Annotated in this window: 13 protein-coding genes; 10 read left to right on the forward strand and 3 right to left on the reverse strand. The window is 60.8% G+C overall.

Annotation, left to right across the window (positions count from 1 at the left end):
• Positions 1-97 precede the first annotated feature (97 nt).
• Entirely contained in the window at positions 98-1,153 is a 1,056-nt protein-coding gene (gene bioB, locus EQV96_RS14550; RefSeq protein WP_094999908.1) for a biotin synthase BioB, read from the reverse strand.
• A gap of 87 nt (positions 1,154-1,240) precedes the next feature.
• On the opposite strand from bioB, the gene EQV96_RS14555 reads away from it, so the two are divergent.
• The 5 genes from EQV96_RS14555 to rarD all read left to right on the forward strand — a co-directional run bounded on the left by EQV96_RS14555 (position 1,241) and on the right by rarD (position 7,175).
• Positions 1,241-1,981: a ComF family protein gene (locus EQV96_RS14555; protein WP_240882151.1), complete on the forward strand. Its 741-nt coding sequence runs from the start codon at positions 1,241-1,243 to the stop codon at positions 1,979-1,981.
• Between the two features lie 57 nt (positions 1,982-2,038).
• Entirely contained in the window at positions 2,039-2,803 is a 765-nt protein-coding gene (locus EQV96_RS14560) for a TOBE domain-containing protein (protein WP_095020447.1), read from the forward strand.
• Between the two features lie 193 nt (positions 2,804-2,996).
• The gene (locus EQV96_RS14565) at positions 2,997-4,898 is read left to right on the forward strand and encodes a PhoX family phosphatase (protein WP_153399157.1); all 1,902 of its coding nucleotides are present in this window, start codon (positions 2,997-2,999) and stop codon (positions 4,896-4,898) included.
• A 178-nt stretch (positions 4,899-5,076) separates the two neighbouring features.
• Positions 5,077-6,051 (forward strand): serine/threonine protein kinase, encoded by a 975-nt coding sequence (locus EQV96_RS14570; protein ID WP_094999904.1) that lies wholly within the window; start codon positions 5,077-5,079, stop codon positions 6,049-6,051.
• Positions 6,052-6,287: 236 nt separating this feature from the next.
• A complete protein-coding gene (gene rarD, locus EQV96_RS14575) occupies positions 6,288-7,175 on the forward strand; it encodes an EamA family transporter RarD (protein WP_094999903.1) in 888 nt (295 codons plus the stop codon).
• Positions 7,176-7,185: 10 nt separating this feature from the next.
• Here the strand turns inward: rarD and EQV96_RS14580 are convergent, their stop codons facing one another.
• Positions 7,186-7,704, reverse strand: coding sequence for an ACT domain-containing protein (locus EQV96_RS14580; protein ID WP_016782481.1), 519 nt, complete (start codon positions 7,702-7,704; stop codon positions 7,186-7,188).
• Between the two features lie 427 nt (positions 7,705-8,131).
• Between EQV96_RS14580 and EQV96_RS14585 the strand changes: the two genes are divergently transcribed.
• On the forward strand, positions 8,132-10,309 hold the full coding sequence (locus EQV96_RS14585) for a malate synthase G (RefSeq protein WP_094999902.1): 2,178 nt from the start codon (positions 8,132-8,134) through the stop codon (positions 10,307-10,309).
• Between the two features lie 64 nt (positions 10,310-10,373).
• On the opposite strand, the gene EQV96_RS14590 is transcribed toward EQV96_RS14585, so the two are convergent.
• Positions 10,374-10,814, reverse strand: coding sequence for a response regulator (locus tag EQV96_RS14590; RefSeq protein ID WP_094999901.1), 441 nt, complete (start codon positions 10,812-10,814; stop codon positions 10,374-10,376).
• Between the two features lie 294 nt (positions 10,815-11,108).
• Here EQV96_RS14590 and EQV96_RS14595 point away from each other — a divergent pair, with 294 nt between their 5' ends.
• From EQV96_RS14595 to EQV96_RS14610, 4 genes are all read left to right on the forward strand, one after another.
• The gene (locus tag EQV96_RS14595) at positions 11,109-13,043 is read left to right on the forward strand and encodes a putative nucleotidyltransferase substrate binding domain-containing protein (protein ID WP_240882152.1); all 1,935 of its coding nucleotides are present in this window, start codon (positions 11,109-11,111) and stop codon (positions 13,041-13,043) included.
• Positions 13,040-13,750 carry a 3'-5' exonuclease gene (locus EQV96_RS14600; protein WP_094999899.1) on the forward strand — a complete coding sequence of 237 codons (711 nt, stop codon included), beginning with the start codon at positions 13,040-13,042 and terminating at the stop codon, positions 13,748-13,750. Before EQV96_RS14595 ends, EQV96_RS14600 begins: the two co-directional genes overlap by 4 nt.
• A 199-nt stretch (positions 13,751-13,949) precedes the next feature.
• Positions 13,950-14,474 carry an RNA polymerase sigma factor gene (locus EQV96_RS14605; RefSeq protein ID WP_165446525.1) on the forward strand — a complete coding sequence of 175 codons (525 nt, stop codon included), beginning with the start codon at positions 13,950-13,952 and terminating at the stop codon, positions 14,472-14,474.
• Entirely contained in the window at positions 14,471-15,448 is a 978-nt protein-coding gene (locus tag EQV96_RS14610; RefSeq protein WP_094999898.1) for a FecR family protein, read from the forward strand. The genes EQV96_RS14605 and EQV96_RS14610 overlap by 4 nt, the downstream gene beginning before the upstream one ends.
• The last annotated feature ends 35 nt before the right edge of the window (positions 15,449-15,483 follow it).

The raw sequence follows: 15,483 nt of genomic DNA on the forward strand, positions 1-15,483 counted from the left end.
CGATGGGCAGCGAAGCGGCCCCGGCTTCGGTATTGAAAGCGAAGGTCCTGCGGACCTTATCGCAGCCTGCGGCAACGACTACAGGCCTGCACGGTGGTTAAACCACAGCGTTATAGAACTGCTCGCTGGATTTCTGATCCCTAAGCGCGTGCTCTATCGCCGCCTGATGCACCTCGTCAGCGTGATCTTTACCCTCCTCCGGCAGAATGCCCAAACGGCTGAACAGCCGCATGTCCTTGTCTGCCTGCGGGTTGGCCGTGGTCAGCAGTTTGTCGCCGTAAAAGATAGAGTTGGCCCCGGCAAAGAACGCCAGCGCCTGCATTTGCTCGTTCATTGCCTCACGACCTGCGGACAGGCGTACATGGCTCAGAGGCATCATGATTCGCGCTACTGCCAGCATGCGGATGAAATCAAAGGGGTCGATGTCTTCGGCGTTCTCCATCGGCGTGCCGGCCACTTTCACCAGCATGTTGATGGGCACCGATTCCGGGTGCTCAGGCAGATTGGCCAGCTGGATCAGCAGGTTGGCGCGGTCGTCCAGCGACTCGCCCATGCCCAGGATGCCGCCGGAGCAGATTTTCATCCCGCTGTCGCGCACGTAACTCAGGGTTTGCAGGCGTTCGCTGTAGGTCCGCGTGGTGATGATGCTGGTGTAGAACTCGGGCGAGGTGTCGAGGTTGTGGTTGTAGTAGTCAAGACCGGCATGGGCCAGTGCAGCGGTCTGCTCCTGATCGAGCTTGCCCAGGGTCATGCAGGTTTCCAGGCCCATGGCCTTCACCCCTTTGACCATTTCCAGCACGTAGGGCATGTCTTTGGCCGACGGGTGCTTCCAGGCTGCGCCCATGCAAAAACGGGTGGCACCGATGTCCTTGGCCCGCTGTGCTTCTTCAAGCACCTTCTGCACCTGCATCAGCTTCTCTTTGGCCAGGCCGGTGTTGTAGTGGCCCGACTGCGGACAATATTTGCAATCTTCCGGGCAGGCCCCGGTCTTGATCGATAACAGCGTCGAAACTTGAACCCGGTTGGCATTGAAATGCTTGCGGTGAACGGTCTGCGCCTCGAAAAGCAGGTCGTTGAAAGGCTGGGTGAACATCGCCCGGACTTCGGCTAATGACCAATCATGTCGCAAGTTGGCAAGGCTGCTGGCGCTCATCGGCGTTTCTCTTGTTTATGCTTTGACTAGAACCCGAGGCAAAAAACCCAGGCACGGCACGGATATCGGCATGTTTAAGGATGTGACATGAACTGTCAACCACTATGGATTCGATTGGTTTACAATTGGTTAATAAACAACCAGTCCTGTTTGTTGTGTGACGAGCGCGCCCGTACAGAGCAGGCCCTGTGCGTCGCCTGCGAACTGGAACTGCCCTGGCTGGGTGACCGCTGCCAGCGCTGCGCTTTGCCGCTGCCCATGGCGGGGCTGGTTTGCGGCCAGTGCATCAGACAGCCACCCGCCTTCGAACGAGTTCATGCACCTTGGGTGTATGGCTTTCCGATCGACAGCCTGATCGTGCGCTTCAAGCACCACAGCAAATGGCCCTACGGCCGCCTTTTGGCCGAAATTCTTGGGCAATCACTGCTTGATAGCCTCAACATGGGTGAACCTCGACCTGACGCCCTGCTGCCGGTACCCCTGTCCACCAAACGCCTGCGTGAGCGTGGCTATAACCAGGCCGGGATGCTGGGGGATTGGCTCGGCAAGCAGTTGTGCATCCCCTGCCAGCCGCACTGGCTGCTGCGTTCGCGGAACACCGCTGCGCAACAGGATCTGGACGCCAAAACCCGCAAACGCAACCTGCGCCACGCATTCAGCCTCGCGCCAGGGGTGCAGGTGAATGGCTTGCATCTGGCCCTGATCGATGACGTGCTGACCACCGGCGCCACGGCAGAAAGCCTGGCGCGCCTGTTGCTCAAGGGTGGGGCGCGGCGGGTCGATGTGTATTGTCTGGCGCGCACGCCAAAACCTGATGGGCTTGCTTGACGTCTCCCCGTGGAGCAGGCACTTTTCAGGCACTCCCCGTCTTGCGAACCTGCCTTCATGCACCTGCCTGCCCTGCTTGCCCAGCATATTGTCCACCGCCCGCAACGTATTGCCCTGTTGCAACACATCGCCGAGCAGGGCTCGATCACGGCTGCCGCCAAAAGTGCGGGCATCAGCTACAAGGCTGCGTGGGATGCCATCGATGAGCTGAACAACCTGGCGCAAACCCCCTTGGTGCAGCGCAGCATTGGCGGCAAGGGCGGAGGCGGCGCCCGGTTGTCCGTGGCCGGAGAGCGGGTGCTGCGCCTTTATCAGCGCTTGCAGGCGTTACAGGCTCAGGTGCTGGACGCCGCCGAAGACGCCCGGGATCTCGACCTGCTCGGCCGCCTGATGTTGCGTACCAGCGCCCGTAACCAGTTGCACGGTACCGTGATTGCCATCCACAGGCATGGTCACAACGATCTGATTGACCTTGAGTTGCCCGGTGGCCTGACCTTGCAGGCGCAAATCACCCACGACAGTACCCAGCACCTGGAACTGGCGATCAATAGCCCGGCGGTGGCACTGATTAAAGCGGGCTGGCTGCAGTTGATCGACGTCGCACAAGTGCCCAGCCCCGAACACAATCACCTGCATGGGCAGATCCAACAGATCCTGCACATCGCCGACGGCCCCAGTGAAGTGCGCATCAGCCTGCCTGGCAGCCAGACGCTGTGTGCGCTGACCGAACCGCAACACCTTGAAACACTTGGGCTGGCCGTGGGCAGTACGGCACAGGTGCAGTTTGCGCCGACGCTGGTGTTGCTGGGCACAGCGCTCTAAACCGCTGCCCTCACCCCACCCTTCTCCAGGAGGGAGAGGGAGCTGACCGCATGCGCCTTCACCCCCCCTAAACCAGCCCCCTCTCCCTATGGGAGAGGGTTAGGGTGAGGGGCTTTTCAAACAAAAACTGAAACATCCCTGTCATACCCGCTGCTTATGGTGTCTGCCAAAACCGTTGCCAGACGAGCCAGCCATGAGCCTATTAGAAGAAAACCAATCCACCGACCTTGAGCAGATCATCGGCCTGAGCCGTCGGGGCTTTATCAGTGCGGGCGCCTTGTGTGGTGCGGCGATGTTCCTCGGCGGCGGCCTGCTTGGTCGCAGCGCCCTGGCGGCCGGGGTCAGCGCCGCCAACAGCAACCTGCTGGGGTTCGACAGCATCAACGCAGCCACCACCGACACCATCAGCCTGCCGCCCGGCTACCGTTCCTCGGTGCTCATCAGCTGGGGTCAGCCGCTGCAGGCCAAAGGCCCGGCGTTTGACCCTTCCGGTAAAGGCACCGCCAGCGAGCAGGAAGTGCAATTTGGCGACAACAATGACGGCATGAGCCTGTTCGCCTTCCCCGATGACCCGAACCGGGCCCTCATGGCGATCAACAACGAATACACCAACTACCGCTACCTCTACCCTCACGGTGGCTCGCCCACTTCCCTTGAAGAAGTGCGCAAGGCCCTGGCCAGTGAAGGCGTGTCGGTGATCGAAATCCAGCGCAAGGGCGACAGCTGGCAGTTTGTTCAGGGCTCACCCTTTAACCGGCGCATCCACGGCAACACGCCGATCCGCCTCAGCGGTCCCGCGGCGGGCCACGAACTGCTGCGCACCCGGGCCGATGCCACCGGCAGCCGTGCCCTCGGCACGTTCCAGAACTGCGCCAACGGCAAAACCCCGTGGGGCACTTATCTGACGTGCGAAGAAAACTTCACTGATTGTTTCGGCAGCTCTGATGCCAAGCAAACCTTCGACACCGCGCAAAAGCGCTATGGTGCCGTGGCGGCCAGCAAGGATATCAACTGGCACCAACACGACCCGCGCTTCGACCTGGCACTCAACCCCAACGAACTCAACCGTCACGGCTGGGTAGTGGAAATCGACCCGTTCGACCCGCTTTCAACACCGGTCAAACGCACCGCCCTGGGCCGTTTCAAACACGAAAACGCCGCCCTGACTGAAACCGGCGACGGTCGTGCCGTGGTCTATATGGGCGACGATGAACGCGGCGAGTTCATCTACAAATTTATCAGCCGCGACAAGATCGACCACCAGAACCCCAAGGCCAATCGCGACCTGCTCGACCACGGCACGCTTTATGTGGCGCGCTTTGACAATGGCGACAGCAACCCTGATCGCCCCAAGGGCCAGGGCCAGTGGCTTGAACTGAGTCACGGCAAAAACGGCATTGATGCCGACCATGGTTTCGCCAGCCAGGCCGATACCCTGATCCATGCCCGCCTGGCAGGCAGCACAGTCGGCGCCACACGCATGGACCGCCCGGAATGGATAGTGGTCAGCCCCAAAGACGGCCAGGTTTATTGCACCCTGACCAACAACGTCAAACGTGGCGAGGATGGACAACCGGCTGGCGGACCCAACCCGCGTGAGAAAAACGTCTACGGACAAATCCTGCGCTGGAACGCCCATAAGGGTGATCACGGCTCGGACACCTTTGACTGGGACCTGTTCGTGGTGGCCGGCAACCCGGCAGTGCACGGCAAAACGGCCAAAGGTGGCTCGGCCAACATTACCCCGCAAAACATGTTCAACAGCCCCGACGGCCTGGGTTTCGACGACGCAGGGCGCTTGTGGATCCTCACCGACGGCGACGCCAGCAACAGCGGCGACTTTGCCGGCATGGGCAATAACCAGATGCTCTGCGCCGACCCGGCCAGCGGTGAAATCCGCCGCTTCATGGTCGGGCCGATTGGCTGTGAAGTCACCGGCATCAGCTTCTCGCCCGACCACAAAACCCTGTTCGTTGGTATTCAGCACCCCGGCGAAAACGGCGGCTCCACCTTCCCCGAGCATCTGCCCAACGGCAAACCGCGTTCTTCGGTCATGGCCATCAGCCGTGAAGACGGCGGTATCGTCGGCGCCTGACCCTTTCGGTGTGGGAGCGGGCTTGCTCGCGATCGGGTTGGTGCGATTTAACTGACAGACCGCAGCGCCTGCATCGTGAGCAAGCCCGCTCCCACAGCGGATTAAGTCGCCTTCCGGGCCCCGGTCTGCGCTAACATGCATGGCCGGACGCGGCAGCCTGCTGCGCGCAGGAGTCAGCATGTCTCATCCGTTTGCAACACTTACCCCTGATCTGGTCCTCGACGCTGTCGAGAGCATCGGTTTCCTGAGCGATGCCCGCGTGTTGGCGCTCAACAGCTACGAAAACCGCGTGTACCAGGTCGGTATCGAAGACTCGCAGCCGCTGATCGCCAAGTTCTATCGCCCTCAGCGCTGGACCAACGAAGCGATCCTCGAAGAGCACCGCTTCACCTTCGAACTGGCCGACTGCGAAGTCCCGGTCGTGGCCCCGATGATTCACAACGGCCAAAGCCTGTTCGAGCACCAGGGCTTTCGCTTTACCTTGTTCCCACGCCGTGGTGGCCGTGCGCCAGAGCCGGGAAACCTCGACCAGCTGTATCGTCTCGGGCAACTGCTCGGCCGCCTGCATGCCGTAGGCGCAACCAAGCCGTTCGAACACCGCGAAGCACTGGGCGTGAAAAACTTCGGTCACGACTCGCTGACCACCCTGCTCGAAGGCAACTTCATACCGCGCAGCCTGCTCCCGGCCTACGAGTCCGTCGCCCGCGACCTGCTCAAGCGCGTTGAAGACGTCTACGCCGCCACCCCGCACACCAACATCCGCATGCATGGCGATTGCCACCCCGGCAACATGATGTGCCGCGATGAAGTGTTCCATATCGTCGACCTCGATGACTGCCGCATGGGCCCTGCGGTGCAGGACTTGTGGATGATGCTGGCCGGTGATCGCCAGGAATGCCTGGGCCAGCTGTCAGAGTTGATGGACGGTTACAGCGAATTCCATGACTTCAACCCGCGGGAACTGGCATTGATCGAGCCGCTGCGCGCTTTGCGCCTGATGCACTACAGTGCCTGGCTGGCGCGACGCTGGGACGACCCGGCCTTCCCCCACAGCTTCCCGTGGTTTGGTACCGAACGTTACTGGGGCGACCAGATCCTGGCATTGCGTGAACAGCTTTCAGCACTCAATGAGGAGCCGCTGAAATTGTTCTGACGCCATGTATGTGGCTCTTGCAGGAGCGGGCTTGCTCGCGATTGGCTCGATGCGGTTTAACTGTCAGACCGCAGCGCCCGCATCGCGAGCAAGCCCGCTCCCACAGAAAATCCGGGACCGCTGCTGGTGCAAAAACAACTGTCTGCCTTGCAAATCTCCTGCACGACACGCCTGCAAAACCTGCTTACAATCCTGACTTCTTCCGTGTCTGTTAGTTGCCTAAGCAAGGATTCTGCATGCAAGCCGCCAACCCGCGCCGCGGGTATATTTTAGGCCTCACGGCCTATGTCATCTGGGGCATCTTCCCGCTCTACTTCAAACTGCTGGCCAGCGTTCCGGCGGCCGAAATCATCGTCAACCGGGTGCTTTGGTCGGCCTTGTTCGGCTCGTTGCTGCTGCTGGTGTGGAAGCACCCCGGCTGGTGGCAGGAACTGCGCGACAACCCCAAACGCCTGGGCGTGCTGACCATCAGCGGCCTGCTGATTGCCGCCAACTGGCTGACCTATGTATGGGCCGTAAATAACGACCGCATGGTCGAAGCCAGCCTGGGCTATTACATCAACCCGCTGGTAAACGTATTGCTCGGCATGTTGCTGCTGGGCGAACGCCTGCGCCGCTTGCAGTGGATTGCCGTAGGCCTGGCAGCTGCGGGCGTGGCACAACAAGTGTGGCAAGTGGGCAGCCTGCCGTGGGTATCGCTGGTGCTGGCGCTGACGTTTGGCTTTTACGGGCTGATTCGCAAGCAAGCACCGGTCAAGGCGCTGCCGGGGCTGGTGGTAGAAACCTGGATCCTGGTCCCGGTTGCCATCGGCTGGCTGTTGCTGCATCCGGAAGCCAACAGCGCCCACGTTGACTTCTGGAGTACCTCAGAGGCCTGGCTGCTGGTATTTGCCGGCCCGGCCACGCTGATACCCCTGGTCAGTTTCAACGCCGCCGCACGACATCTGCCCTACACGACCCTGGGCTTTATGCAGTACATCGCGCCGACGCTGGTGCTGATCCTGGCGGTCTGGGTGTATGGCGAACACCTGTCCGAAAGCACCTTGATCGCCTTTGCGTTTATCTGGGCCGGGCTGGTGGTGTACAGCCTCGATGCCTGGTTCAGCCTGCGCCAGCGCAGCTGAACCGGCGTAGTTACTCTTCGGTGCTGAACTTGAGGTCTACCAGCAGTTCATCGGCCAGGGTTTCCAGACGCTTTTGCAGCACGTCCAGCGACAAGGTCAGGGGCACCGCCAGAATGGCCTCGGCATGAAACAGCGGCTCGTTGCTCATGGGCGCGGGCCGCACATCGGTCACCAGCCGCTCCAGGCTCACCCCCTGCTCCGTCAGCACCCGGGTGATATCGCGCACAATGCCGGGGCGGTCGTTGCCCACCAGCTCCATGGCGATGGGCTTCCAGGTGCAGGACTGCTCGATCCCGCTTTCGGCGATCAATACCCGAATCCCTTCCTTGCCCAACCGCTGCAGCGCATCGACCAGCTCATCGTGGGCTTCGGCAGGCACGCCGACACGCAGGATCCCGGCAAATTGCCCGGCCATACGCGACATGCGACTCTCCAGCCAGTTACCTCCATGCTCGGCGATGCACTGGGCAATACGCTCGACCTGCCCGGCCTTGTCCTGGGCAAAGACAGTGATAACAAGATGATTCATGGCGGGACTCTCTTATTAGGGGGTCGATTGAGTATAGGCAACACCCTTCCCTGTGGGAGCGGGCTTGCTCGCGATGGTCTCGCCACGGTTTGCCTGACAGACCGCGTCGCCCGAATCACGAGCAAGCCTGCTCCACAGATGCCTTCAAAATCACAAATTGTGTACTGTTTTTAGAATTATCTGGAACAACCTGCCTGTTTCTTGAGAACATCCCGTTCTTCTGAGTGACCGTTCGCGTAAAAATGGTCGCAGAACGACGTGATCAGTCTGATTTTCACATCTGCAATTGATCATGTAGTATGCCTCGGCGACCACTACATAACTTGCAACATGGTCTGCCAAAGCGTCTGCAATCCCCGTACAAACCCGCTCTGGCGGTGTTTTGAGAAGCGCTCCAGGCTTTAAATAAAAATGAGTGAGGCAAGCAATGACTGAACACGTTCACGTCGGTGGCCTGCAGGTCGCCAAAGTCCTGTTCGACTTCGTCAACAACGAAGCTATCCCCGGTACCGGCCTCACCGCCGATCAGTTCTGGGCCGGTGCCGACAAGGTCATCAACGACCTGGCACCCAAGAACAAAGCACTGCTCGCCAAACGCGATGATTTGCAGGCGCGCATCGACGCCTGGCACCAGGCGCAGGCCGGCAAGGCCCATGACGCCGTGGCTTATAAGGCCTTCCTCCAGGATATCGGGTATCTGCAGCCAGAAGCTGCGGATTTCCAGGCAACGACGCAAAACGTCGATGACGAAATCGCCCGCATGGCCGGCCCGCAATTGGTGGTGCCGGTGATGAATGCGCGCTTTGCCCTCAACGCCTCTAACGCCCGTTGGGGCTCGCTGTACGACGCGCTTTACGGCACCGACGCCATCAGCGAAGCCGACGGCGCCGAAAAGGGCAAAGGCTACAACAAGGTTCGCGGCGACAAGGTCATCGCCTTCGCCCGCGCCTTCCTCGACGAAGCTGCACCTCTGGCCAGCGGCTCCCACGTTGATTCCAGCGGCTACGCCATTGTTGACGGCGCCTTGCAGGTCACCCTCAAGGGCGGCGCCAGCACCGGCCTGCGCGACACCGCGCAGTTGATCGGTTACCACGGCACGGCCGCAGCGCCGACGGCCGTGCTGCTCAAGCACAACGGCCTGCATTTCGAAATCCAGGTCGACGCGGCCAGCCCCGTCGGCCAGACCGATGCTGCAGGCGTCAAAGACGTGCTGATGGAAGCCGCCCTGACCACCATCATGGACTGCGAAGACTCGGTCGCTGCGGTCGATGCCGATGACAAGGTGGTGATCTACCGCAACTGGCTCGGCCTGATGAAGGGTGACCTCAGCGAGCAAGTATCCAAGGGCGGCCAGACCTTTACCCGCACCATGAACCCGGATCGCGAGTACACCGCGCCAAACGGCGGCACCGTCAGCCTCCACGGCCGCTCGCTGTTGTTCGTGCGCAACGTCGGCCACCTGATGACCATCGATGCGATCCTCGACAAAGACGGCAACGAAGTGCCCGAAGGCATCCTCGACGGCCTGCTCACCAGCCTGGCGGCTATCCACAGCCTCAATGGCCAGACCACGCGCAGCAACAGCCGCACCGGCTCGGTGTATATCGTCAAGCCGAAGATGCACGGGGCTGAAGAAGCCGCGTTCACCAACGAGCTGTTCGGCCGCATCGAAGACGTGCTCAAGCTGCCACGCAACACGCTCAAGGTCGGAATCATGGACGAAGAGCGCCGTACCACGATCAACCTCAAGGCCTGCATCAAGGCCGCCAGCGAGCGAGTGGTGTTTATCAACACCGGCTTCCTGGACCGTACCGGCGACGAGATTCACACGTCGATGGAAGCCGGCCCGGTCGTGCGCAAGGCCGACATGAAAGCCCAGAAGTGGATTTCGGCCTACGAAAACAACAACGTCGATGTCGGCTTGAGCACTGGCCTGCAAGGTCGTGCACAAATCGGTAAAGGCATGTGGGCCATGCCCGATCTGATGGCCGCCATGCTGGAGCAGAAAATCGCTCACCCGCTGGCCGGCGCCAACACTGCCTGGGTGCCGTCACCGACCGCCGCCGCCCTGCACGCGCTGCATTACCACAAGGTTGACGTGTTCGCCCGTCAGGCCGAACTGGCCAAGCGCGCTCCGGCTTCGGTGGACGACATCCTGACCATCCCGCTGGCGGTGAACCCGCAGTGGACCCCGGAACAGATCCAGAACGAACTGGACAACAACTCCCAGGGCATCCTGGGCTACGTTGTGCGCTGGATCGACCAGGGCGTGGGGTGCTCCAAGGTGCCGGACATCAACGACATCGGCCTGATGGAAGACCGTGCCACGCTGCGCATCTCCAGCCAGCACATCGCCAACTGGCTGCGTCACGGCATCGTCAACGAAGAGCAGGTCATGGCAAGCCTCAAGCGCATGGCACCGGTGGTTGACCGCCAGAACGCCAACGACGCGCTGTACCGTCCGCTGGCGCCGGACTTCGACAGCAATATCGCCTTCCAGGCGGCGGTCGAACTGGTCATCGAAGGCACCAAACAGCCTAACGGCTACACCGAGCCGGTACTGCACCGTCGTCGGCGCGAGTTCAAGGCCAGAAACGGCCTGTAACCCGCAGCAATAAAAAAAGCCCCGATCATTCGGGGCTTTTTTTTGACACGGTGGGAGACCAACCTTACATCCCCAACTCCTCACGGATCAGCTTGAGCAACCTGTCGGTATCAATCGGCTTGAGCAAAAAGTCCACCACGCTCAAATGCATGGCATCGATGGCATCCCGTACATTCGCATCCCCCGACATGATGATAACCGGCAAGGCCGCCCGCTCGGATTCACGCACTTTGCGGATCAGATGCAAGCCATCGTGGGGCAGCATGCGCAAATCGGTGAGCATCAGGTTGATCGGCTGGCCCGATGCCAATAGCGCCAGCGCTTCTTCTTCATTGCTGGCCTGGAGGCACTCAATGGCATTGAGTTCAAGAAACTCCGCCAACAACTCCCGAGCCAAAACATCATCTTCGACAATCAACACACATGACGAGACCGAAGCAGGTGTCTGCATGACCTCTTGTAAGGCCTCTCTTTCGGCGTCAGTCAAAATGTCGTGTTCGGTCATAGGCTTCTCGGAAGCTGACTTGCAGGCGAAATATCCTAATAGCGTAGTCGGTTATCCATTACTGGGTGTAAATGTGCGCTCACATTCCGGTATTTCCAAGCCTGCCAGCACAAGAAATATCTGAAACCAATGTGCGATGTTTTTAAAACAGCAGCACAACGCTGCCCCATAGACTTACGTCCAATGGGCACCCGCGCGCAGACCACCGAGCATGAGGGATAGAAATACACCTTGGGGCGATGCCCTGTCCGGTCATAACAACAACGGCTCACAACCAACGACGCGGTATCAGTAATGAGTAAATCGGATGCGTTTCTCCAGGCAGGGAAAACCGCGGTGTTGCAGAACATTCACGGCACCATGCAATTCTTGCAGCGATTCCCGCCCTTCAACCAAATGGAAAACACTCACCTGGCGTACCTGGTCGAGCAGTGCCAACTGCGCTTCTATGCCCCGGGCGAAAGCATCATCCGACCCACCGACGGGCCGGTGGAGCACTTCTATATCGTCAAGCAGGGCCGAGTGGTGGGCGAGCGCACCCACGCCGGTCGCGAAGAAGCCCAGACCACCTTCGAGATCACCGCCGGCGAATGCTTCCCCCTGGCCGCGCTGCTGGGCGAGCGCGCCACCCGCACCGAACACCGGGCCGCCGAAGATACGTTCTGCCTGCAACTGAACAAAACCGCGTTTATCAAACTGTTTGGCCTGTCCGACGAATTTCGCGACTTTGCCTTGCGCGGCGTCAGCAGCCTGCTGGACAAGGTCAATCAGCAGGTGCAGCAAAAAGCCGCTGAAACCCTCGGCACCCAGTACTCGCTCAACACCCGCCTGGGTGAACTGGCCATGCGTCATCCCGTGACCTGCGCGCCTCAGGTTGCACTGCGTGAAGCCGTGCGTCTGATGCACGAACAGCAGGTGGGCAGCATTGTGGTGGTCGACGCGCTCAAGGCCCCGCTGGGGATTTTCACCCTGCGCGACCTGCGTCAGGTCGTTGCCAATGGCATTGAGGATTTCGACCAGGCCATCGACCTGCACATGACCCCCGGGCCGTTCTACCTGAGCCCCGATCACAGCGCTTTCGACGCTGCAATCGCCATGACTCAGCGGCATATTGCCCACGTGTGCCTGGTTAAAGATCAACGCCTGTGTGGGGTTGTTTCCGAGCGTGACCTGTTTTCGCTGCAACGGGTCGACCTGGTGCATCTGGCACGTACCATTCGCCATGCTCCACGGCTGGAAACCCTGATCAGCCTGCGCGGCGAAATCGGCCAGCTGGTTGAGCGCATGCTGGCCCACGGCGCATCTTCCACGCAAATCACCCATATCATCACCCAACTGAACGATCACACCGTCTGCCGGGTGATTGAGCTGGTGCTGGCCGACAAGGGTGACCCCGGCGTGCCGTTTACCTGGCTGTGTTTTGGCAGCGAAGGACGGAGCGAACAAACCCTGCACACCGACCAGGACAACGGCATCCTGTTCGAGGCCAGGGACGCTGCCGAGGCCGCCGACATTCGCCAGCGCCTGCTGCCCATCGCCCAGCAGATCAACCAGCACCTGGCGGCCTGCGGCTTTACCCTGTGCAAGGGCAATATCATGGCCGGCAACCCCGACCTGTGCTTGTCCCGTACCGAATGGGCGCGGCGCTTTGCGGCGTTTATTCGTGAAGCCACCCCGGAAAACCTGCTGGCCTCCACCATCTACTTCGACCTGCGCGTGGTCTGGGGCGATGAACAGGGCTGCGCGCAACTACGTCGCGGCATCCTTGAGCAAGTGGCCGACAACCGCCTGTTCCAGCGCATGATGGCCGACAACGCCCTGCGTCACCGGCCGCCGGTGGGGCGCTTTCGCGAGTTTGTGCTGGAGCGCAAAGGCAGTGACAAGGCCACCCTCGACCTCAAGGTGCAGGGCCTTACGCCCTTTGTCGACGGGGCTCGCTTGCTGGCACTGGCCAACGGTGTAGAAGCCAACAATACCCTTGAGCGCTTGCGCCAACTGGTTGCTCTCGACGTGATCGAACCGCTGGACGGCGGTGCCTACGAAGAGGCTTACCACTTTATCCAGCAAACCCGCATGCAGCAGCACCAGTTGCAAACCCGGGAAAATCGCCCGTACTCCAATCGCGTCGACCCGGACAACCTCAACCAGCTGGATCGCCGTATCCTGCGTGAAGCCCTGCGCCAGGCCCAGCGCCTGCAAAGCAGCCTGGCCCTGCGGTATCAGCTATGAGCCTGTTGTCCTGGCTGTTACCCCGCAAAAAACCGCTGCTAAGCCTTGAGCAACAGCAACGCCTGCTGCAATTGCCGTCCGCCACCGCCTTGAGCAATGTGCCATTGCGCAGTCAGCGTTGGGTGGTGGTAGACCTGGAAACCAGCGGTCTTAATCTCAACCGCGATCAAGTGTTGTCGATTGGTGCAGTAGTGATTGAAGACGGCGCCATTGACTTGAGCCAGGCCTTTGAGCGCACCCTGCTGCGCCCCGACCACCCCCTGAGCCCCAGCATGCTGCTGCATGAACTGGGACCTGCCGCCATTGCCGCTGGCAGCGACCCGGTGGATGCGCTGCTGGATTTCATGGACTTTGTCGGCGATAGCCCGGTACTGGCCTTCCATGCACCATTTGACCAGCACATGCTCACCCGAGCCCTCAAGGACAGCCTGGGCTATCGGTTGCAGCATCCGTTTATGGATGTGGCCGCACTGGCACCGATGCTCTGCCCGCAGTTCAACCCGCGCCAGGCAGGGCTTGATCACTGGATCAACCACTTCAACCTGCAGGTTGAAGACCGTCACAACGCCAGTGCAGACGCGCTGGCCACGGCCGAGCTGGCACTGATCCTGTTCAGCCGTGCCAGCGTCCAGGGCATCGACAGCCCCCTGGCCTTGCAACAGCGGCTTAACCAGTGGCAGCGACGCAAGCAGATTCACGGTTTTTAATCTGTGGGAGGGGTCTTGCTCGCTATTCATGCGACGCGGCTCATCAGGCGAAACGCGGCGATCCCATCGCGAGCAAGCCCGCTCCCACAATAACGACCCTCCCCCGCTTATATGTCATCCGATGAGCGTCAATTGCGTAGGATCACTCCCTCTGCCACAATCGCGAATAATTATCGTTAGTTAAAACTTGCAGTCGGTGATGCTCTTGTCGTCAGTCCAAACCCCCCACAGTGAGCTGGTTGGAGCGCTTTATCGCGACCATCGCGGCTGGCTGCTGGCGTGGTTACGGCGCAACGTAGCCTGCCCGCAGCGGGCAGAGGACCTCAGCCAGGACACTTTTGTACGCCTGCTTGGCCGTACCGAACTGCAAGCCCCGCGCGAACCCCGGGCCTTTCTGGCGGCCATCGCCAAAGGCCTGCTGTTCGACTATTTTCGCCGCGCCGCCCTGGAGCAGGCCTGGCTCAACGAGTTGATGCTGATCCCCGAAGCCGAGCACCCCTCGCCCGAGGCCCAGCAGTTGATCCTCGAAGACCTGCGAGCCATCGACCGCATGTTGGCCAAACTGTCGAGCAAGTCGCGTGCGGCCTTCCTGCACAGTCGGCTCGACGGCATGACCCACGGCGAAATCGCCGAACGCCTGGGCGTATCGGTGCCCCGTGTACGTCAATACCTGGCCCAGGGCATCCGCCAGTGCTACATCGCCCTGTATGGTGAGCCGACATGAGCCAGGCCAACGGCAAACCTGTCTCGGCCCAGGTGCTGGACGCCGCCATCGCCTGGCAACTGTGCCTGGATTGCGGCAACGGCAGCGCCGTGGAACAGGCCGAGTTCGCCAAGTGGTACAGCGCCAGCGAAGAACACGCCCGGGCCTGGTTACAACTGGGCATGCTCGACCAGCGCTTCAGCAATACCGGCATCCCGGCACGCAACGCCCTGCTCAATGCGCGCAATGGCGTGCAGCAGCAGGCGCGCAAGATCGGCAGCGGCCTGGCGAGTATCGCCCTGGTGTGCGGGCTGGCCCTGTTTGCCGGCAAGAACTACTTGCCCATCGATTACTGGATGGCCGACCAGCGCACTGCCACCGGTGAACAGCGCCAGATGCGCCTGGCCGACGGCACGTTGCTCAACCTCAATACCCACAGTGCAGTCGATGTACGTTTTGACAACAGCACCCGGCGCATCATCCTGCAAGAAGGCGAGATCATGGTCGAAACCGGCCACGGCGACCCTCGCCCGTTTATCGTACAAACCCGCGATGGCAGCTTGCTGGCCCTTGGCACCCGGTTCATGGTCAAACGCGAAGACGACGGCACGCGCCTGAGCGTGCTGCAATCGCGTGTCCAGGCCCATCCAGAAGATAGCGTCGAACAGACCATCTACAGCGAAGGGCAGCAAGTGCTGATGCACCGCGACCGTCTGGGCCAGATGTATGCAGTGAGCCCCGGGGCCGACGCCTGGACACGGGGCATGCTGGTACTGGACAACGTGCGCCTGGGCGACATGGTTGGCGAACTCAACCGCTATCACCGTGGCCACCTGGGTGTAGCCCCCGAAGTGGCCGACCTGCGCATCACTGGCAGCTTCCCGCTGAACAACGTCGAACTGGCGCTCAACGCCCTGTTGCCGACCTTGCCGGTGCAAATCGAACAGCGCACCCCGTGGTGGGTCACTGTCAGCGCCAGGCCTGCGGCGAACTGAATCTAAATTATTTTCAATAAGCCCTATCACTTTTC

It is taken from the genome of Pseudomonas sp. TMW22080 (genome assembly GCF_022496745.1).
Taxonomy (GTDB): Bacteria; Pseudomonadota; Gammaproteobacteria; order Pseudomonadales; family Pseudomonadaceae; genus Aquipseudomonas; species Aquipseudomonas bubulae.